Raw genomic sequence first — 20,470 nt, forward strand, 5'->3', positions numbered from 1 at the left:
CTTACTTCCCTCTATTTGTGGCCGTTCGGACGGCGCGTTTATTCGTCATACAGATGACAGGCCACAAAATGCCTGTCCCCCACATCCTTTAATTCCGGCACCTGGGTGCGGCATTTTTCCGTGGCATAACGGCATCTGGTGTGGAACCGGCATCCCTGGGGCGGATTAAAGGGGCTGGGTACATCCCCCTCCAGGTGGATTTTATTGTACTGGATATCCATATCAGGAATGGGGATGGCTGAAAGAAGGGCCTGGGTGTAGGGATGCCTTGCATCCTCATACAGCGCCTTCTTGTCCGCAATTTCCATTACATTTCCCAGATACATGACCATGATGCGGTCACAGATATACCGCACCACGCTCAGGTCATGGGAAATGAACAGATAGGTCAAATCCAGCTCCTTCTGAAGGTCCATCATCAGGTTCAGCACCTGGGCCCGGACCGACACATCCAGGGCCGATACCGGCTCGTCGCACACCACAAATCTGGGATTCAGCACCAACGCCCTGGCAATGACGATTCTCTGGCGCTGTCCGCCTGAAAACTCATGGGGATAGCGGTTCATGAATTCCAGCGGAAGTCCCACCTTATCCATGATTTGGATTACCCTGGCCTCCTTTTCCTCCTTTGTTCCCATGGCAAATACATCCAATGGGGCACAAATCAGTTCCCTGACCGTCATACGCGGATTCAGGGAGGAATAGGGGTCCTGGAAAATGATTTGGAGTTCCCTGCGCATCTGGCGCATCTCTTCCTTGCCGTATCCTGCCAGATTGTTTCCCCGGTAAACCACCTGCCCCTCCGTTGGTTCGTGAAGACGCAGAATGGTCCTGCCCAGGGTGGACTTGCCGCAGCCCGACTCTCCCACCACTCCCAGTGTCTCCCCGTACTCCATGGAAAAGCTGACGCCGTCCAGGGCCTTTACCGCCCTTGGCTCCTTTCCCCTTCGTCTCTTGCCGGAGAAAAAGTATTTCTTTAAATCTTTGACTTCCAGGATTGTCTCATTGCTGCTCATGCCTTTTCCTCCTTAAGATTCTCATACTTCCAGCAGCTCACCTTGTGTCCGTCATCCGTGATATACACCGGCGGCTGGTGCTCCCTGCATTTGTCCATGGAATAGAGACAGCGGGCGCAGAACCTGCACCCCTTTGGCATCCTGTCCAGGGACGGCACCGTACCGTCAATGGAGAACAGGCGGTCCGAATCCTTGTCAAGGCGGGGTATGGAAGCTAAAAGGCCCTGTGTATAAGGATGCATGGCCTCCTTGAATATCTGTCTGGCACTGCCGTACTCCATAACCTTGCCGGCGTACATGACCATGATGTAGTCGGCCATCTCAGCCACCACGCCCATGTCATGGGTGATAAGAATGATGGAAGCATTGATTTTCTTCTTAAGCTCCACCATCAGGTCGATAATCTGGGCCTGGATGGTAACGTCCAGCGCAGTGGTGGGCTCGTCTGCAATCAGAAGGGAGGGATTGCATGACAGCGCCATGGCAATCATGACCCTCTGCCTCATTCCCCCTGACAGCTGATGGGGGAATTCCTTCAGCCTCTGCTCCGGAGAAGAGACACCAACCTTTGTAAGGATATCCAGGGCCTGCCTTTTAATCTCATCCTTAGAAAGGCTACTGTGTACGGAGATGGTTTCCTCCAGCTGTCTTCCAATGGTGAGCACAGGATTCAGGGATGTCATGGAGTCCTGGAATATCATGGATATCTCCCTGCCTCTTATCCGGCACATCTCCTTATTCCCTTTTTTGGCAATATCCTCGCCCTTATAAAGGATTTCACCGCCTGCCACAGAACCCACTGCATGGGGCAGCAGCTGCAGGATGGACAGGGAAGTGACGCTCTTGCCGCAGCCGGATTCCCCGACAATGCCCAGGGTGTCTCCCTCGTTTACGGAAAAGCTCACATCGTCCACGGCAGTCACAGTCCCCCTTTTGGTCCTGAACTGTGTCTTTAAATGTTTAACCTCTAATAATGGCTGTGCCATATTCTACCTCCTTTGCAGGGCCGGCACCGGGAATATCCCGGTGCCTGTGCTGCGTAATGACTATTCTACATGCCATTCCCAGACGGAACGGTTCAAAAGGCTGTAATCCTCAAAGCATACATTGGAGATTTTCTTGTTGTAGGCAACCAGGTCTTTCTGGAAATAAAGCCATACAAAGGGGCACTGCTCCCTGAGCATCATCTGGTATTCATCGTAGAATGGCTTTCTCTCCTCAAAGCTGAACTGGTTCAGGCCCTTTCTTCCCACCTCGCCCAGGGACGGGTCCTCATTCTGGGAAAAGTTGTTCAGATGGCCAGGTGTCACGTTCATCACGCTCTCGCCCGGGTCCGGTGAACCGCCGGAGCCAATCAGCGCAAAGTCATACTCGCCTTTCCTTGCTGTGGACAGCAGGGTTGGGTGGTCTGTGGTGATGATTTCCACGTTAATGCCAATCTTGGCAAGGTCCTGCTGAATCATGGGAGCTGATTTTTCACGCACCTCGTTGCCCTTTGACACGTTGAGACGGTAGGTCTTGCTGGTATCAAATCCGGCGTCCTCCACCATCTGTTTTGCCTTGTCCACGTCATAAGGGATGGGAAGAAGCGCTTCATTGAAATATCTGTGGCTTGGAGCCAGGGGACCGGGAGCCGGTACGCCTTCGCCCTTCATCAGGTTATTGACCAGGGCGTCGCGGTTAATGGCCATGTTCACTGCCTGGCGTACTTCCTGGGGAATATTCTTGGTGTTGCAGGAAAGATACTGGTAACCCAGGGATTCCACTGCCTCTGTGGTCAGGTTCTCCTGCTGCTGCGCCATATCCCAGTCATTCAGCGGAATATTTCCGATACCAGCGCCTGCCACAATATCAATCTCCCCGTTCATCAGGCCGGACAGCAGATTGGATGCAGGTACAATTTTAACCACAAAACGGTCAAATTCAGGGGCATTTATGTAGTAATCCTTATTGGCTGTGAATTCCACGCGCTCGCCGGATATCTCGGACTCATAGATACATGGGCCGGAACCAATGGGAGCCTTCCAGAAATCAGCTGCCAGCATGTCCCCTGCAGGAATATCCTCCAGGCAGTGCTTCGGCAGGATGTAAAAATCGCGGAACATAATGTCCAGCATATAATCCAGGTTGGTGGGGTCCTTAAGCGTAAATTCCACGGTGTTGGCGTCAATGGCCTTCACGCCGAACTCCTCTCCCTCCACGCGGATTCCGTCCTCTGTACCTGCAAAGGGAGCTACCTTGGAACGGCGGGCCACGCTGATGTCAGGGTCGGACATGAGCATTGCTGTGTATACCACATCGTCTGCTGTCACAGGCTGGCCGTCATGCCACTTGGCGTTCTTGTTCAGGTTAAATGTAATCTTGGTATGAGTCTCATCATCCATGGACCAGGAGTCCGCCAGACGCGGCTTAAAAGAGCCGTCTGCCTTTACCACTATCAGCTTGTCAAAAATCAGTTCCAGCACAGCGTCCGTGTTGGCGTTGGTGGTATTAAAGGGAATCAGGGTATCCCATGGCGCCGTCATGGCCATGGTCACAATTTTCTGCTCCTGGCCGGCCGTATTCTCCTGGGCATTTCCCTCTGCCTTTGCATCCCCGCCCTCTGCGGCTGTTCCTGCTGCGGTTGCTGCAGGCGCCTTGGTATCGCTGGGCGCTGAAGGTGCTGAACAGCCGGACAGCGCCATCATAAGGCACAGGGCAAGAGCTGTCATTTTTGTTGAACGTTTTCTCATTACTATATCCTCCTTTTTAATTCAAGCCTTTGCGGCGTTGATTTTCAACTTATTACTCCAAATTTATTTGATGACCATCTTGGTATCCAGGGCATCCCTGGCCCCGTCTCCCAGGAAATTGATGCAGAGCACGGTAATCAGCAGGGCCAGGCCAGGCGGAAACCAGAGCCACGGTCTCTGGGAAAGCACGCTGATGGACTGGGCATCATAGAGGATGTTTCCCCAGGATGCCTGCGGCGCCTGGACTCCCATTCCCAGAAAGCTCAGGGCTGATTCCGTAATAATGGCCTGGGCTGCACGGAATGTAAAGGAAATAAGCACCGGTGCAAATGTATTGGGCAGTATGTATTTTGTCAGAATGGTGCCGTCCTTTGTGCCGATGGCCCTGGCCGCCTCCACATAATCCTGTTCCCTGGCCGAAAGCACATTTCCGTAAATAAGCCTTGCAAACTTGGGCCAGCCCAGGACGCCGATAACTATGGTAACCGTTGCCACAGAGGGCCCCAGCACGGATACCAGCACCAGAATCAGCACCATGGCCGGAAATGACATGAACACATCCGCGCAGCGCATAATCAGCGTCTCGGCAATTCCCCTGTAATAACCTGCCAAAAGTCCCAGAGGCACGCCCACCGCCATGCTGATAACCGCGGATATGATACCCACGCTCAGGGATACCCGTCCTCCGTAAATAAACCTGGCAAAGATGTCCCTGCCGATGTCGTCTGTCCCCAGCAGATGCAGGGCGCTGGGCGCAGAGCCAAACATCACCTCGTAATCCGATGTATAGGGGTCCAGATGAAGTATGTAGGGCAGGGCAATAACCAGTATGATTTCCAAAGTCAGTACAAAGGCGCTTATCATGGCCGGTTTATGGGCGCAAAATCTCTGAAGTACGTCATGAAAATAAGAATTTGCCGGAATATCCTTTAATCTTTCATCCTGTTTCATGTTCTCACCTTCCTTCTTCTTAGTCATAACGTATCCTGGGATCCAGCAGTCCGTACACCAGGTCCACCAGCAGGTTGCCCAAAAGTACCACAATGGCAATCACCACCGTGATGCCCATAATAACAGGATAGTCCCTGGCATTGATGGACTGGACCATCAGGCTTCCCAGACCGGGCCAGCCGAATATCTGCTCTGTGACCACTGCCCCGCCTATGAGGAAGGGAATCTGCATGCCGAACCAGGATACCAGAGGAATCCATGCATTGCGCAGCGCATGGCGCACCAGCACCGACGGTTCATGAAGCCCCTTTGCCCTGGCCGTGCGCACATAATCATCCTGGAGTACTTCCAGCATGGAGCCTCTGCACTGGCGTATCAGGCTTCCAATCTGCTGGATGGCCAGAACCACGGCCGGAAGCACCAGGTGATGGAAGAACATGGGCCAGGTCCTGACTCCGGAGGTGTCGTACATACCGGAGGTGGGAAACAGCTTTACCTTGATGCAGAAGAAGTAAATCAGCACCAGTCCCGCAAAAAAGTTGGGCATGGCGGACCCGATGAATGACAGTCCCGACGAAATATAATCCCAGCCTGAGTAGGGCTTATAAGCCGACATGATTCCCAGCGGCAGGGCAATGATGATGGTCAGGGCCATGGCGCTTCCCGTAAGAATCAGCGTGGGGCCTATCCGCTCCAGTATCATATCCAGCACCTGTCCGTTGGTCCGGATGGACATTCCCATGTTTCCCTGGAGCAGCTGCACCAGCCATCTGATATACTGGATGATGACAGGCTGGTCCAGCCCCAGTTCCCTGCTCTTCCTTGCCATCTCCTCTGCCGTGGCATAGGGGTCGTTAAACAGGATTTCCAAGGGCGAGCTGGGCGCCAGGGAAGCCACCACATACACCAGGATGGTGATGCCTAAGAAGGTAGGGATTGCTGTCAACAGCCGTTTCGCAATGTACCTGTATCGTTCCATCTGCATATCCTCCTCATTTCAAATTTTGATGCGGCAGTTCAGGCAGGCGTCCAGGAAAATGCCCTTTCTGAACTGCTGCATTTTGAAAAATCCGTTGCCAAATTTTTTATATTGGCCTATTATAATATTAAAAGCGATTCTCTCCCTCCGCTTATTCCAATGCAAAAGGAGCCATACATGGACAACCAGCCACCGAAATTATCACTAAAGGACACCGTATACCAGCAGTTGATTGAACTAATCTGCCAGGGCCAAATAAAACCGGATACCCTGTTCACGGAAAACCAGATGATATCCTACTTCAAGGTCAGCAAATCCCCTGTCCGGGAAGCCTTAATCCAGCTCTGCCATGAAAATGTGCTGAAAAGCATTCCCAGATGCGGCTATCAGGTGACTTCCATCAGCAGCAAGAATGTCCGGGATGTGACGGAGCTGCGTCTCTACCTGGAACTGTCCAGCCTCCCCAAGGTCATGAAGAACATCACCCTGGCCGACATCGGGGAACTGAAGCGCCAAAACCAGGTGCGCCTGGTAAATCCGGAAAAAAAGGATTTGTGGATAGCCTGGCGCAACAATTACCAGTTTCACATGACAGTGGTGCGCCTGGCAGGCAACGAGCAGGTAAACAATGCCATGGAACAGGCCATGACCACCTACCGCCGGGCCTATGCGCAGCTGTACACCCTGAAGAAGGATGTGATTGCCGCCAACAAGGCCAGTTACCACGACTTTTTTGTGGACAGTCTGGAACGGCATGACATGTTCTCCGCCCATGAATACCTGAAAAAGGATATCCTGTTCATGGAAGACGAACTGCTGGGTACCGGCATCACGACCTGACGGATGCCGGATGTACGCCGGCTTTATGCCGGATGTATGCCGCTGAATTGCCGGCCTTAGTTCTGCTCCAGTTTCTCCACCGAGTCCACCACACACTTAATGCGGTCATAGGCAATTTCTGTCGGAAGGGTGCAGTCAGAGCCAACGATGAACGGCCTCCCCTTCATTTCCTCCAGGACCTCCCTGGTATGCTGAAGGATTTCCTCCTCTGTTCCGGTTACCAGGACTCCGTGCCTGTCCGGGAACCCGCCCAGGATGATGCTGTCACTGAAAAGCCCGGCGCCCTTGGTAAGGCTGTAATCATTTCCGTAAATCCCCCAGTTTACAATGGCCGGATGCAAATCCTTATAACGGTTAAAGTCAATATTGCTCTTGCATATATGTAACACATTGAAATCCGTGCTCTTTTTGATGTGGTCGTACACCATTTTCTCGTATGGGGCCACGAATTCCTCAAATTCCTCATCTGTAAAGAAATTCCGCTCCCCTCCCAGGGCCGCATAAAAGATTCCCTCCGCGCCAGCTTCCAGGGAACAGTCTGAAAATTCCATAAGGGTTTCCGCCACTGTCCTGAACACATGTTTCATCTCAGCCGGACGTTCCCTGCAAAATAAGGTAAGCTGATATCCCATGCTGGTATAATTGCCTGCAAACCCTGTTTCATGGAAGGTGGAGGCAATAAGGCCGTGGATGGTGGACATAATGGGATACTCTCCCTTCGCCTTGTCGGCAATCCTCTTGATAATTTCCATCTGGTCCTGGAAAATGGCGTCCTTTCTGGAAAATCCCCTGAACTTGCTGATGTCTCCCAGACGCTCAATTTTTGTATTCCCATCATATAGGATATTTTCATTCATGATTTTCAGGATATCCGTATCCGTTGCCTTCATAAAGTCCAGATGGGCCTCAATGGCTTTCTCACCATGATGCATGTCTTCCGGAAAATGAAGCCAGAATCCTACAGGTGTCCTGTCCACTGGTTTTCCTTCCAATACATTTCTGATACGTTCCCTCTTTGTCATGGTTTCCATTTTGTTACTTCCTTTCCCTTTTTGATGCATGTATGTATCAATTATTCTCTCCGTTGATATTATCAATAATATTATCAGTTAAGGCATATGTCAAGTATATTTTGTATTATTTGGACATTATTAATAAATTAATTCATGAATTTTGTACATATATTCTAAACTTAATATGTTTTATAATATTATCAGCAAAGGGATTATTATCGAATGTAAGAAAGGGAATTTTATGGATATCTACAACCAGCGTATTGCAAAAGCAAGAAATTTAATGAAGGACACCGGCCTCTCCCTGTTGGTTATCACGCCTTCCTCTGACCTTATGTACCTGACAGGCTACTCAAAACCAGCCACGGACCGTCTGACTGCCCTGCTCCTTACTGAGCATGACTCCTATTTCCTGTGTCCCGCCATGGAGAAAAACTATCTGGAGGAGGTGGACTGCCAGGCTGAACCCATTCTCTGGGAAGACAGTGGGGACCCGTTTGTAAAAATGGTTTCCGCCCTGTCCGCTGTTGGCATTTCCAAAAAATCCTACATAAAAGCAGCCGTTGGAAACAGGATGCTCAGCAGCTCCCTTCTCCGGCTCATGGAACTGTATCCCGGCATTCTGTGGAGCAATGCGGACCGTGTCCTGATTCCCCTGAGAAAAGTCAAGGCGCCGGAAGAGATTGATATGATTAGGAAAGCACAGGATATGGCAGAAAGGGCGTTTACCAGGCTTCTGGAGCATGGCCTGGAAGGAAAGACGGAACGTCAGCTGTCAGAGCAGCTCATGAAGCTGCGTTTGGAAGAGGGCTTTGACGCAGTGGGGCCCGGCCTGATTGCCAGCGGACCGGGCAGCGCCTCCCCCCATCCTGTGCTGTCAGATAATAGGATACAGGCAGGAGACACGGTAATGTTTGATTTTGGCGGGACCTATAAGGGATACCACGCAGATATGACCAGAACCTGCGCAGTTGGATATGCATCCGATGAATTTAAAGAAGTGTATTCCATTGTCTTAAAAGCCCACATGGCTGTCCTGAGGACAGCCGCCCCGGGTACGGCCTGCCGGGATATGGACCTGGCCGGGCGCAGGGTCATTGACCAGGCCGGCTACGGTGCATTCTTCACCCACCGTCTGGGACACGGCATTGGACTGGATATCCATGAGCCGCCCTTTGCCTCGGCCGGCGGGGAAGGTGTACTGGAAACCGGAAATGTGATTTCCAACGAGCCGGGCATATATCTGCCGGGACGTTTTGGCATCCGTATAGAGGATTTAATTGTGATTACTGATAAGGGCTGCGAATCCCTGAATACCATGACAAAGGAGCTGATGATTGTGTGACGCGAATGCTATTCCCCTTTTTTCCACGCCTTGATTTCCTCCAGACGCTCCTTTATCGGTTCCTCCGCCCCCTGGTCCGTGGGATGGTAATATTCCCTTCCGGCCAGTGAATCCGGCAGGCACTGCATCCGCGCCAGTTTTTCCTTTGTATCGTGGGCATATACGTAGCCGTCACCGTAATGCAGGTCCCTCATCAGCCCGGTGGGGGCATTGCGTATGGTAAGGGGAACCGGCTCAGACAGCATGTCCTGGGCATCTGTCCTGGCGGATTCATAGGCCGTATAGGCAGAGTTGGACTTGGGCGCCATGGACAGGTAAATCACGGTGTGGCTGAGATGTACATTGCATTCAGGCATTCCCAGGAAATGACATGCCTGGTAAGCAGACACCGCCAGCGTCAGCGCCTGGCTGTCCGCCATACCTATGTCCTCGCTGGCAAAACGGACCAGCCTGCGGGCCACATACAGCGGGTCCTCCCCTGCCTCCAGCATACGCGCCAGCCAGTAAACAGCTGCATCCGGGTCGGAATTGCGCATGGACTTGTGGAGTGCGGATATAAGGTTATAGTGTTCTTCCCCCTTCTTATCGTACAAAAGGCTCTTTTTACCGATACACTGCTTCAGCACATCCTCTGTAACCGTGGTCTTATCCGGGCTGATTACCCCGTTTGTCACTGCCATCTCCAGCGTATTCAGGGCGGTCCTGGCATCCCCGTCTGCAAACCCGGCAATCATATCAACCATATCATCCGTGATTTCCACATTCAGATAGCCCAGTCCTTTTGTGCTCGTCAGCGCCATCTTAATAAGGCGGGCCAGGTCGTCCTGCGTCAATGCCTGGAGCACAAACACCCTGCACCGTGACAAAAGGGCGCTGTTTATCTCAAAAGAGGGATTCTCCGTGGTGGCCCCTATCAGTATAATGCTTCCTTTTTCCACATAAGGCAGGAACGCATCCTGCTGTGCCTTGTTGAAGCGGTGTATCTCGTCCACAAATACAAGGGTCTTGATTCCCATTCTCCGGCTGTTTTCAGCCCGGGCCATGACCTCCTTAATTTCTTTGATGCCGCTGGTAACAGCGCTGAAATTGATGAACTGGGCATTGGTCCGTTTGGCTATGATTCCGGCCAGGGTGGTCTTGCCCACACCGGGAGGTCCCCAGAAAATCATAGACGGAATTTTGTCCTGCTCTATGAGCTGGCGCAGCAGCTTCCCCCTTCCCAAAAGATGTTCCTGCCCCACAAATCCGTCCAGGTCATCCGGGCGCAGTCTGCTGGCCAGGGGATTGTATACTTCTCTGTCGTCGAATAATGACATCTGTTCCATCACCTTTTACCCCTCCTTTCAGAAATGGGTTGTGCTGTAATTGTAATGAATATAAATAAATTGGATACGATTACGTTTCACTCTGATTTTACTGCATTTCCCAATCATCCGGAATATTCTCCGTTCCCCACTTGCAAAGCGACTGCAGAATCGGCATCATACTCTGCCCTATTGCAGAAAGTGAATATTCAACCTTGGGCGGAACCTGCGGATATTCGGTACGAATGATAATTCCGCTGGTTTCCAGTTCTTTTAATTGGCTGCTCAGCATTTTATGCGTCACGCTTCCCAATGCGCGTTTTAATTCGCTGTATCGGAGAACCTCCTTTTTCCATAGCCAAAACAGAATATGCATTTTCCATTTTCCGTTAATTAATGAAATGGCATATGCAAATGGTTTTACATTTACCTCTTTACAAAAATCCTTATCTCCCGCCACCTTAACTCTCCTTTTAGATAGTATCTATCAAAAATGTGTGTTCTTTCTTTTTTACTATAACACAGTATAATAATATTACACAATATCAAATTTGCAGGAGGCAATTTTTATGAGTTTAATGAACACACCGATAAAAATAAAAAAGATTGAACTAAAGAATCGTCTGGTGATGCCGCCCATGGCAACCGCTAAAGCTGACCAGACAGGCCAGGCAACAGAGAAGCTTTGCCAATATTATGACGAAAAATCCAGAGGCGGATATATTGGTTTGATTATCGCAGAACATTGTTTTGTAAATCAGGAGGGAAAAGCCGGCAACAGCCAGCTGTCTGTTTCTGAAGATGATGATATAGAGGGATTGAAAAAAATAGCAGCTGTTATTCACAATAACGATACACCCGTCTTTGCGCAAATCAGCCATGCCGGCGGAGCGACCCAAACAGCAATAACCGGTTGCAGGCTTTTAAGCGCAAGTTCCATACAAATACCCGGGATTAAAACACATGATATGCTGCCCAGTGAAATGACGCAACGCGATATTGATAAAGTGGTGAATGATTTTGCAAAGGCAGCATTAAGAGTGAAAAAAGCCGGGTTCGACGGTGTGGAAATACACTCGGCGCATGGATACCTGTTGAATCAATTTTTTTCTCCGTTAACAAATAAAAGGCTGGATCAATATACAGGAAATACACTTCAGGGCAGAATCAGACTTCATTTAGAAATTATCAGGGCTGTCCGTAAGCAAGTAGGCAGTTCCTATCCCATCGCTTTACGTCTTGGAGCTTGTGACTATATAGAGGGAGGGATAACCATCCGGGACAGTGTATCTGCCTGCCAGGAATTTGAAAAAGCCGGTGTTGATTTATTAGATATTTCAGGTGGTTTCTGCTCATATATAAATCCAACAGTAAAACAGCAGGGATATTTTAGTGAACTTTCTGCTCCCATAAAAAATGCCGTCCGCATTCCTGTTATCCTTACAGGAGGCATTACAGAAGCAGAGACAGCGGAAAGGCTGCTGCAAACAGGAAAAGCAGATATGATAGGTATTGGACGCGCCATTTTAAAAAACTCCCACTGGGCAAAGCAGGCAGCTTTGGCCTTAAACCAGAGCGGCCTATAGAGAGCAGGTTAAGATTGATAGTCAGCAATTTATAGTGTATTCTATAAGAAAGAGGCTGGAATTTAGTTTTGAAAGGAGGAATTGAATATGACAACATCTAATATAAAGGTTATTATCCAATGCGATATCCATAAAGTATGGGAAACCGTATTAGCAGTTGAGCGTTATCACACATGGAGAAGTGATGTGAGCAGAACAGAATTGATAGATGGAAAGCAGTTTATAGAATATTCCCCCAATGGCTACCCAACAACCTTTACGGTTACTGTGGTTGAACCGTTCAGACGTTGGGAGCTTGATGTGGAAAACAGCCATACAAAAGGTCACTGGGCTGTTGTATTTGCGTCCAAAACCAGTGCGTCCAATGGCAATGAAACAGAAATCGACTTTACAGCGTGTGTAACAGCGAAAAAACTTTCAATGAGACCCATTGGTAAAAGCGTATTTGAACAAACATATTTGAAAAAAGCGCAGACGCAATTTATAACAGATTTAAAGAAATTTCTCAATTGACAACTTTCAGTTTTGTATAATATCTAAATAGTGAATGACCAGGTCGTGTTTGAAGATTGCTTTTACGTCAGATGCGAGGCTCACTTTGCAGGATATTTGGTCCCGGTGAAGGAGGCGTAATGGGCTGTTCCGACTGAACTTAAGCCAAATATATCGCAAAGCGGGGTGTACTTTATCCTAAAGTGGTCCTAAGGCGGGTACCTCTGGCGGATTCCTTAGGACAGACAATGAACTTCCAAATATGCCCTGATTATTAAGTATGAAGTTAGTACTTTTATATTATGCGTAACATAGAATACCTGATTTAAGGATATTAAATTAAAATACCATTTTTCAGAATGGATTTGAGGGGGCTTTCATATGAAAACGATAGATGACAAACTGCTTGTATTATCTGACATCGGACAGGAATTTAACAGCGCAGGGGTCACCTGGGCCGTGGGCGCCTCTCTATTGCTGTATCTCAATGGAAAAACAGATGATTTTCATGATATCGACCTTCTGATATCAGAAAAAGACGTCCCCCGTGTAAAAGAACTTATGCAGCAATTCGGCGCCCTGTCTCCAAAAAATCCAAATGCGCGGTATAAAACAAGGCACTTCCTTGAATATACGATAGATGGCGTGGATATTGACATAATGGCTGGATTTGTTATCGTTCATGACGGAATTGACCACGACTGTTCTCTGGACCCTGATACAATTACATCGTCGGCCATGGTAAATAATGTCTCAATTCCCCTGCATTCATTAGATGAATGGTGTAAGTATTATGAATGGATGGGGCGTGCGGATAAAGCTGCTATGGCTAAATAAATGACAGAGGAATAACCGCGGAGGATGGCGTCAGGCAGGGATGGGGGTAATGTTGGGGAAGCTGTATTCCTTTGCGTGGTGGTAAGGTTCTGATGGGAATTGGCTTATTACAAAAAATCATAAATCTACTGCCCTTCTTATTTCGATTTGCGAGGCCCTTGCGGGCCTCGACGCTCCAACGGCTGGAGGAGGTACAGACCGAAGAAATTTCAACCCACAAGGCTCTCGCGGGCCTCGACGCCGTGTCCCCGGCCACACTCTGTAATAGCGATGCGATTTCAACCCACAAGGCTCTCGCGGGCCTCGACCCAACTCAGTCATCGCTTTTCCATCATACGCGAAATTTCAACCCACAAGGCCCTCGCGGGCCTCGACAGCAAATCTGCCTAACATTCCCTCCGCATTCCCCCCATCATTTTGTGTATTTTTCACTTTTCCTCCTTAATTCCGCCCTTCGCTCCTTCTGCCACAGCCCACACATCCATCCATCTCCCCGGACTTTCCGGTGCGAATCTCCCGGACATTTCATGTCCGCCTGGCATTCGCACCTGCCTAAAAGGACTTTAATCCCGTAAAGCTATACACTATTTATACAGCACATAATCCTTCATTTCACGCATATATCCTGCAGTCTGCAATACATCAGCTGCCTCATCCGGATACTCTTTCAAAACAATCCTCTTTTGCTCCGGATATATGGCTCCCTGCTTAAATGCGCGGACAAATTCTGTTATCACTTCCTCCATATCATTAGTATTATAAACGCGGAGCACCCTGCCCTGGCGTTCCATTACGGCTGCCGGCTTTCCTGCCTTCAGGGCCACTGCGGTTCCGGCCACTGCCAGAAATCCACATTCATCCGGAAACTCCAGGACTTTTCCCCACACCAGGTCAGGGTCTGTTCCGTTTAGCCACACTGTATGGTTATCCGGCTCCCTCAATGCACCTGTCACGGCATCATAATCCTCGCTGCGGACAAATTGGGCTCCTGACATCCCTGCCACAAAATAGCCCCTTCTTATGCGACCCGTGTATTCCCAGATACGCAGAACCTCCAATGCCTGCGCCCAGCTCCACTCCCATTTATTTCCATCCGTTTTTAAGGTATAGGGTGACTCCCATACTGCCTGTACCGATTTCCGGAAGGTTTCACGGCATAAAATCATGTTTTCATCAAAAAACAACTGCAGCCACTCCTCCGGCCCATATTTCCTTACCGGCCTTACAATGTCCCACCTCCCGGCCGACAAAGCCATGACCCTGGTATTTACCCGCTGCCTGACAGCAGCTTTCTTCACCTTATCCTGGTTCTGCCATTGTCTTACAGGCACAAAGCTGTCCGCACATACCAGGCCCTTTTCAGCCAGGCTTAACAGTACTTCCTGGGCGCTGCTTTCCTGTGGTATCTTTGTAAGGAATTTAAGAAAACTGGCTCCTCTGCGTTTTAACTCCTGGTACATGAGGAGCTCATCCCCTTTAAGCTCATCCCCTTTAAGCGCAGCCCCTGTTCGCTCATCTCCTTTGTCCTCTTCTTCCTCTGTTCCGGCAGACTCCCAATCTATGTCCTCATAACTGCAAAAAAAGAGGTTTCCTTCCGGTGTCATTCTCCAGAAATAATCCCCCTGGGCCAGCAGGCGGTCCAGAAGGCTGCCTCCGTAGCGCTCCACCCTCCTGGCAAAATAAACATTTTCCCAGAAACGGACAGGGAATGGTTTTCTGCATCCTTTTGCCATTGCTTCCCTTAGCTGTTCTTCTGCCGGAGCATGTATCACTGCCCTGGAAGCCATCAGCGCGGCGTAATGGGAAGCCGGCTGCGTAACTGTCTGGCTGCGCAGGCTGCGGATATGCCCTTCTCTGGCACGTTCATAGAGTTTCTCATGATAATAGACGCCCTTGTCTTCCACTGTGCTCCCGGAACAGCACATTTTTTCCAAAAGCCTCTCTGCCATTTCTTCAGACAAAAAATACCGTTCCCTTATATCTTCCGCTGTCTGACCGCCCCGGTAGTAAAGCATCCGGCGGATGATATGCATTCCAGCCTCCTGGTCCTGCTGCTGCAATGCCCTCATATACTCGTCTTCATGCTCTGCCGCTATCCAGATTCCCGGCTCCACATAGCAGGCCAGGCCCTGTCTGGCCAGGGTATCCAGCCAATCAGCCGGTATATCCAGCTCTCCTGCTTCCAAATCCCCTTCCATCATGAGAAGGGAATGAAGCTCCTCCTCATTTTCCGGCATCTTTCTCCTTGCCCATCCTTTGGACAATTCCTCAGCCGTGGGCTTAAGAAGCGCCTTCTTCAAGTCATCCTGCACGGCCTGGCGGATTTTAGGAGTCACCGGAGAGTACTCGTACATCTCTTCTGCCTCTGCCTGCCACTGGAAGGGCAGAGACATGGGAGAGGGCACATCCAGCCAGATTTCCCTGACTGTAATAAGACCGGAACGAATCTTTGCCAGAATTTCCATCACTCCCCCAATGTCCCACTGGTGTTCCAGACATTCCCGTTTTGTCTCTCGAATCAGGGGATGGTCCGGCTGGTCCATCAGGGAGCTTAACAGTTCCGTACTCTTAAGGCGCTGCATCCAAAGGGGCTGACGCCCGCCCCGTTTCATGCCCATCATTAACGCCCGGGCTGCATTGTAGCGGAATGTCATGCCGAACAGAGGCGTATCAGGCAGGATTGCTTCCAGCACCGGACGAACCTGGTCCGGGTTAACTTGATACAGGAGTCCCTCCGGCAGCTGCTCCCTGCCGTAAGGATACAGCAGAAATCCATCCTCCTCATCCACACTTCCCACATCCATCCCCATGGTGTGGCGTATCATATGACGCAGGACCAGGGACAGCGGGCCATTTACCCGTCTGCCAAACAAAGCATGGACCATGACCTGGTGGTTTCCCGCGCTGTCTTTAAAATGTTCCACCACTATGGTCCTGTGGTCAGGAAGCCCCTCCGTGGCCTGAATCTGCCGTTTTATAAAGCCGGACGCATTGGCCGACGCCGGCTCGTCCAGTCCCAGTTTTCCCAGGGCTTTTTCCAGTTCCCCGGCGCGGCTGGCCATTTCCAGCTCTGCGAATATCCGGCCGAAGGCAAGGCTGGTCCTGAGGTCCCTGCCCTTTGTCTCCCCTTTCCAAAACGGAAGTCTGGCTCCCTCTGCCGGAGCCTGGGTCACAATGACTGAGTCCTTATCCTGGCGGACCACACGCCAGCCAAAGGACCCCAGCATGAACCGGTCCCCGATTCTGGACTCATAGACAAACTCTTCGTCCAGCTCTCCCAGCTTCACCCCATCCTCTGTTTTAGCTGCATACATCCCTTTATCCGGTATGGTCCCCCCTGCTGCCGTGGCCAGCATACGGCTGTAAACATCCCCTGACACCCGGCCATGAATCCGGTCATACAGAATCCTTGGACGCACCGGTATTTCCCGGTTGTGCTCATAGTCTCCTGCCAGCATGGCAAGGACATCCTCCACATCCTTTCTTGTTACCTGGTAAAATGGATAAGCCCGTTCCAGCACTTCCATCACATCATCAATGCTGTAACTTTCTCCGGAAGCCATGGATACCAGATGCTGGGCCAGTACATCAAGGCACAGGCGCGGAGGATTTGCCCGTTCCACACCTCCATGGCGGGCCACCTCTGCCGTCATACCGCAATATACGGCCTCAGGCGCGGTCCTGGGATACATGTACATAACGCTGACCCTGCCCGGATTATGTCCTGCCCGGCCCAGCCGCTGCATGGTGCTGGATATGGTACGGGGACATCCGACCTGCAATACCTGTTCCACATCCCCCACGTCAATGCCCAGTTCCATGGACGACGTGGCGCATAACAGCCTCAGTCTTCCCTCTCTTAAATCCCGTTCCACTTCATCCCGCTGTTCCTTTGACAGACTGCCATGGTGAACCCTGGCAAATCCCTCCCCGCCCAGCAGATTCACATAATAAGCCAGTTTTTCCACGTAACGCCTTCCCTCAGAAAATGCAATCACGCTCTTACAGCTCAGACACTGACGGTATACCGCCATGCCCAGTTCTTCCCATACCGGGTCCTTCCTTCTTCCCACGGCAGGAGCCGTGCCAATGACCTGGATTTCCACCTGCTTATCCATGGCCGGGGCACAAATGACTGCAGGTTCCGGTGACAGGTAGGAGGCTGCAAGCTCCAACGGTTCAATGGTGGCCGACAGTCCAATCCGCTGGAGCCTGTGTCCGCAGAGCTTATCCAGCCTGGCCACAGACAGCATCAGATGCGCTCCCCTCTTGGTATCAATAAGGGCGTGAAGCTCGTCCAATATGATTGCCTTTGCAGTCTTTAATACCTGACGGCCGGATTTGGATGTCAGCATGAGATACAGGGATTCCGGTGTGATAATCAATATATGCGGCGGATGCTTTACCATCCTCTGACGCTCCTTCTGAGGCGTATCCCCAGTGCGGATGGCTGCCTGAATCTCCTTTATGGATTGCGTGCCGGCACTGCCTCCCAATGCGCCGGAATCATCTGCCACACCGGATTCCGCCTCAATCCCCTCCAAAGGTTTACGGAGGTTTTCCCTGATATCACCTGCCAGAGACTTAAGGGGAGAGACATAAATCACGTATAGTTCTTCCCTGAGCTCCCCCTTCTCCGCCAGTCTGCCCAACTGGTCAATGAACACCAGGAACGCGGAGAGCGTCTTGCCTGTACCGGTAGGCGCGCTGACCAGCACATGCTTTTTATCGGCAATGGCAGGCCATGCTTCTTTCTGTATTTTTGTAGGTTCTCCGAATGTTTTCCGAAACCAGCTTTCAGTAGCAGGCAGGAATTGTTTAAGAGTATCCTTTTGCATATAATCCTCCATGCAGGCGGCTGCGTGTCATTTCTGTTGTCTGGATTCTTACCCGGAAAACTCCGGGTATTCATATTATTATACCATTCTCCTCTTCCGCCTGTCTATGGCCTGCATGCCGGTTCCGTCTATCATTTACACGGCATCCTCTCCCCGCTGTCACTTACATGATATCCCCGCCCTTCTCCATGCTATTTCCAAATTTTTATTTTCCGCCTGCACAGGTTCCCTTCACCTCAAACTTATTATATAATATGTTCATATCAACCATAAAACAAATCAAAGCGCACTGGAAAACAGCTCAGATGAAGCACTGGAAAGGAACAGACATGGACAAACGGAAAACCGGCATTTTTCTTCTCATATTCCTGCTTGGGCTCATATCCGGCTTTACACTATCCAGCGCAGTCAGAGGACATGGCATTGCAGATACTTCTGCAGCGCATGACGCCTCTGAAGCACATGACGTCTCCGAAACACATAATGTCTCTGAAGCACATAATGCCTCCGAAACACATAATGTCTCCGGTTCCCCTGTCCCTCAGGCCCTGGTGACCTCCGGCTGCTCCTATCCCGAATGGGACAAACATACAACCTATACAGGCGGGGACAAGGCTGTCTATAGCGGTAAAATATACAAAGCCAGGTGGTGGACCCTGGGAGAGATTCCCGGACAGGCCGATGTATGGGAATACACACCGGAAATGCCCGCCCAGCCGGAAGCCGTGCGCAAAGCCTCAACATCCCCCGCAAAAATAGTGGGCTATTACCCTTCCTGGAAATCCTACCAGCCCAAAAAACTGCAGATGGATGTGCTGACCCACATCGCCTATGCATTTGCCATTCCCACATCCGACGGCAGACTGCTTCCTCTGGAAAACCCGGAAACAGCAATCCGGCTGATAGAATACGCCCACAAAAACCAGGTGAAAGTCCTATTGGCCGTGGGAGGATGGAGCCATAACGGGACCGAACTGGAGCCTGTATTTGTAAACGCCACATCCACCAGTGAAAAAACAAGACAGCTGGGCGATGAAATCCTGGCCATGTGCAGCCAATACGGATTTGACGGAGTGGACATGGACTGGGAACATCCCAGGATGGACGGCAGCTCCAAGGACCAATACCAGGAGCTGATTCTTTATCTGGCTGATACACTCCATGCCCAGGACAAGCTTCTGACCAGCGCTGTCATCAGCGGCGTCAGCGCGGACGGCAATATCTGCTACGATGCAGCTGCCCACAGCGATGCCGTGCTGGAGGCAGTGGACTGGATTCATGTCATGGCCTATGACGGCGGTGACGGTGAGCGCCATTCTTCCTATGAATTTGCAGTGAACTGTGCCGCCTACTGGTGCGGCGCACGAAAGATGCCTGCCGATAAAGTGGTGCTGGGCGTTCCCTTCTACAGCCGCCCCGGCTGGGCCGGATATGAGGATATTCTGGCGGCAGACCCGGATGCCTGGAGCAAAGACCACGCCCTGGTCAACGGGGCGGATGCTTTTTACAACGGCATTTCCACCATGGAAAAAAAGGCCGTGTATGCCAGGGAAAACCTGGGAGGAATCATGATATGGGAACTGACCCAGGACACGGACAATTCTGACAAAAGCCTGCTGTCAGCCATTAAAAGAGGAATGCAGTAACCCATCTGAAGGCGTACAGACCGGCAAAAAGGGCTGCCCATGCACAATGCGGCAGCCCATTCCATACAGCCATCTTTCTACGCCAGCGGGTTATAAGGACATTTTTCCTTCAGGCACTGTTGGTTCCGTCCATACAATCCGCACACTATCTTTCCGGGACGCTCCATCCGTATCCCGAATTTCTCCTCCACAAAATCAATTGCCTGCAATATGGCTGTGTAGGAATCCCGTTTACAGCATCTGGGACCACCTGTTTTGGCAATGGCTGCAAGACTTCTGGATGTCATTTCATTGCAAAGTCCCCACTCTTCCCCGCTTAAGGGAGATGCTCCGGTAATCAGACTGATGAAAATGCCTGTACTTACTGCTGCCCCGCAGGTCCCCCACAGTCCGCAGATGCCACCCGGAACCTGTGCTCCCCTGTTTCTCATCTCTTCCAAAGCCCCATCCAAATCCAGCTCTCCCCCTGAATTCTTATAGGCAGCCAACAGCACGGAGCCAACCAGCACATGATGTTCCGGACCGTGCATATAGATATGGGGGGACAGGATGATTTTCTTCATGATTGCCACCGGGTCCCTGCTGGCTGTATGCCTGCATATATCTTCAATCACCCGCAGTCCAATCTGTTCATGACAGCTGTCACAGATAAAATGTCCGTTCACGCACCTGGCATTGCTCATAAACTTCCTGCGGCAGTAAGTACATTCCATCTCAATCTGAGTTTTAAGATATTCCAAAGGCGCCCCGCATACCAGACACCCCGCCGCCTGCTCTTTTGCTGTCCCTTCTTCCGCTGCCTGTTCTTCCATTGCCTGTTCTTCCGTTACCCATTCTTCCACTATCACATCCTCCGATTAACAAATCAATTTCTTAATCCGGCCATCTTAA

Annotated in this window: 16 protein-coding genes; 6 read left to right on the forward strand and 10 right to left on the reverse strand. The window is 50.7% G+C overall.

Translation table 11 applies throughout. From position 1 onward, the window contains the following. Nucleotides 1–38 precede the first annotated feature (38 nt). The 5 genes from I2H39_RS14615 to I2H39_RS14635 form a co-directional block, all read right to left on the reverse strand. Nucleotides 39–1,016 (reverse strand): dipeptide ABC transporter ATP-binding protein, encoded by a 978-nt coding sequence (locus I2H39_RS14615; RefSeq protein WP_138310520.1) that lies wholly within the window; start codon nucleotides 1,014–1,016, stop codon nucleotides 39–41. Beyond that, nucleotides 1,013–2,002, reverse strand: a complete 990-nt coding sequence (locus I2H39_RS14620) for an ABC transporter ATP-binding protein (RefSeq protein ID WP_138310521.1) — start codon at nucleotides 2,000–2,002, stop codon at nucleotides 1,013–1,015. Before I2H39_RS14620 ends, I2H39_RS14615 begins: the two co-directional genes overlap by 4 nt. Before the next feature lie 60 nt (nucleotides 2,003–2,062). Then, a complete protein-coding gene (locus tag I2H39_RS14625; RefSeq protein WP_138310522.1) occupies nucleotides 2,063–3,748 on the reverse strand; it encodes a peptide ABC transporter substrate-binding protein in 1,686 nt (561 codons plus the stop codon). A gap of 63 nt (nucleotides 3,749–3,811) precedes the next feature. Next, nucleotides 3,812–4,726, reverse strand: coding sequence for an ABC transporter permease (locus I2H39_RS14630; RefSeq protein WP_138310523.1), 915 nt, complete (start codon nucleotides 4,724–4,726; stop codon nucleotides 3,812–3,814). Further along, on the reverse strand, nucleotides 4,719–5,678 hold the full coding sequence (locus tag I2H39_RS14635; protein WP_138310524.1) for an ABC transporter permease: 960 nt from the start codon (nucleotides 5,676–5,678) through the stop codon (nucleotides 4,719–4,721). The genes I2H39_RS14630 and I2H39_RS14635 overlap by 8 nt, the downstream gene beginning before the upstream one ends. A gap of 177 nt (nucleotides 5,679–5,855) precedes the next feature. Between I2H39_RS14635 and I2H39_RS14640 the strand changes: the two genes are divergently transcribed. Continuing rightward, nucleotides 5,856–6,518, forward strand: coding sequence for a GntR family transcriptional regulator (locus I2H39_RS14640; RefSeq protein WP_138310525.1), 663 nt, complete (start codon nucleotides 5,856–5,858; stop codon nucleotides 6,516–6,518). A gap of 56 nt (nucleotides 6,519–6,574) precedes the next feature. Here I2H39_RS14640 and I2H39_RS14645 read toward each other — a convergent pair whose 3' ends face one another. Beyond that, the gene (locus I2H39_RS14645) at nucleotides 6,575–7,549 is read right to left on the reverse strand and encodes a uroporphyrinogen decarboxylase family protein (RefSeq protein WP_138310526.1); all 975 of its coding nucleotides are present in this window, start codon (nucleotides 7,547–7,549) and stop codon (nucleotides 6,575–6,577) included. Nucleotides 7,550–7,772: 223 nt separating this feature from the next. On the opposite strand from I2H39_RS14645, the gene I2H39_RS14650 reads away from it, so the two are divergent. Next, nucleotides 7,773–8,876, forward strand: coding sequence for a Xaa-Pro peptidase family protein (locus tag I2H39_RS14650; protein ID WP_195626801.1), 1,104 nt, complete (start codon nucleotides 7,773–7,775; stop codon nucleotides 8,874–8,876). Nucleotides 8,877–8,884: 8 nt separating this feature from the next. Here the strand turns inward: I2H39_RS14650 and I2H39_RS14655 are convergent, their stop codons facing one another. Both I2H39_RS14655 and I2H39_RS14660 read right to left on the reverse strand, forming a co-directional pair. Then, nucleotides 8,885–10,201: a replication-associated recombination protein A gene (locus I2H39_RS14655; RefSeq protein ID WP_138310555.1), complete on the reverse strand. Its 1,317-nt coding sequence runs from the start codon at nucleotides 10,199–10,201 to the stop codon at nucleotides 8,885–8,887. An 88-nt stretch (nucleotides 10,202–10,289) separates the two neighbouring features. Beyond that, nucleotides 10,290–10,640, reverse strand: coding sequence for a helix-turn-helix domain-containing protein (locus I2H39_RS14660; protein WP_227146101.1), 351 nt, complete (start codon nucleotides 10,638–10,640; stop codon nucleotides 10,290–10,292). A 109-nt stretch (nucleotides 10,641–10,749) separates the two neighbouring features. On the opposite strand from I2H39_RS14660, the gene I2H39_RS14665 reads away from it, so the two are divergent. From I2H39_RS14665 to I2H39_RS14675, 3 genes are all read left to right on the forward strand, one after another. After that, nucleotides 10,750–11,766, forward strand: a complete 1,017-nt coding sequence (locus I2H39_RS14665) for an NADH:flavin oxidoreductase (RefSeq protein WP_138310528.1) — start codon at nucleotides 10,750–10,752, stop codon at nucleotides 11,764–11,766. Between the two features lie 87 nt (nucleotides 11,767–11,853). Beyond that, on the forward strand, nucleotides 11,854–12,279 hold the full coding sequence (locus I2H39_RS14670) for an SRPBCC family protein (RefSeq protein ID WP_138310529.1): 426 nt from the start codon (nucleotides 11,854–11,856) through the stop codon (nucleotides 12,277–12,279). Nucleotides 12,280–12,639: 360 nt separating this feature from the next. After that, nucleotides 12,640–13,095 (forward strand): hypothetical protein, encoded by a 456-nt coding sequence (locus I2H39_RS14675; protein ID WP_195626802.1) that lies wholly within the window; start codon nucleotides 12,640–12,642, stop codon nucleotides 13,093–13,095. Nucleotides 13,096–13,679: 584 nt separating this feature from the next. Here I2H39_RS14675 and I2H39_RS14680 read toward each other — a convergent pair. Continuing rightward, nucleotides 13,680–17,933: a DEAD/DEAH box helicase gene (locus I2H39_RS14680; RefSeq protein WP_195626803.1), complete on the reverse strand. Its 4,254-nt coding sequence runs from the start codon at nucleotides 17,931–17,933 to the stop codon at nucleotides 13,680–13,682. Between the two features lie 329 nt (nucleotides 17,934–18,262). On the opposite strand from I2H39_RS14680, the gene I2H39_RS14685 reads away from it, so the two are divergent. Then, the gene (locus tag I2H39_RS14685) at nucleotides 18,263–19,579 is read left to right on the forward strand and encodes a glycosyl hydrolase family 18 protein (RefSeq protein WP_195626804.1); all 1,317 of its coding nucleotides are present in this window, start codon (nucleotides 18,263–18,265) and stop codon (nucleotides 19,577–19,579) included. 77 nt (nucleotides 19,580–19,656) lie between these two features. On the opposite strand, the gene I2H39_RS14690 is transcribed toward I2H39_RS14685, so the two are convergent. Further along, a complete protein-coding gene (locus tag I2H39_RS14690) occupies nucleotides 19,657–20,421 on the reverse strand; it encodes a DUF5714 domain-containing protein (protein ID WP_330641014.1) in 765 nt (254 codons plus the stop codon). Nucleotides 20,422–20,470 lie beyond the last annotated feature (49 nt).

Source organism: Clostridium sp. 1001283B150225_161107_B6 (genome assembly GCF_015556325.1).
Classification (GTDB): domain Bacteria; phylum Bacillota; class Clostridia; order Lachnospirales; family Lachnospiraceae; genus Enterocloster.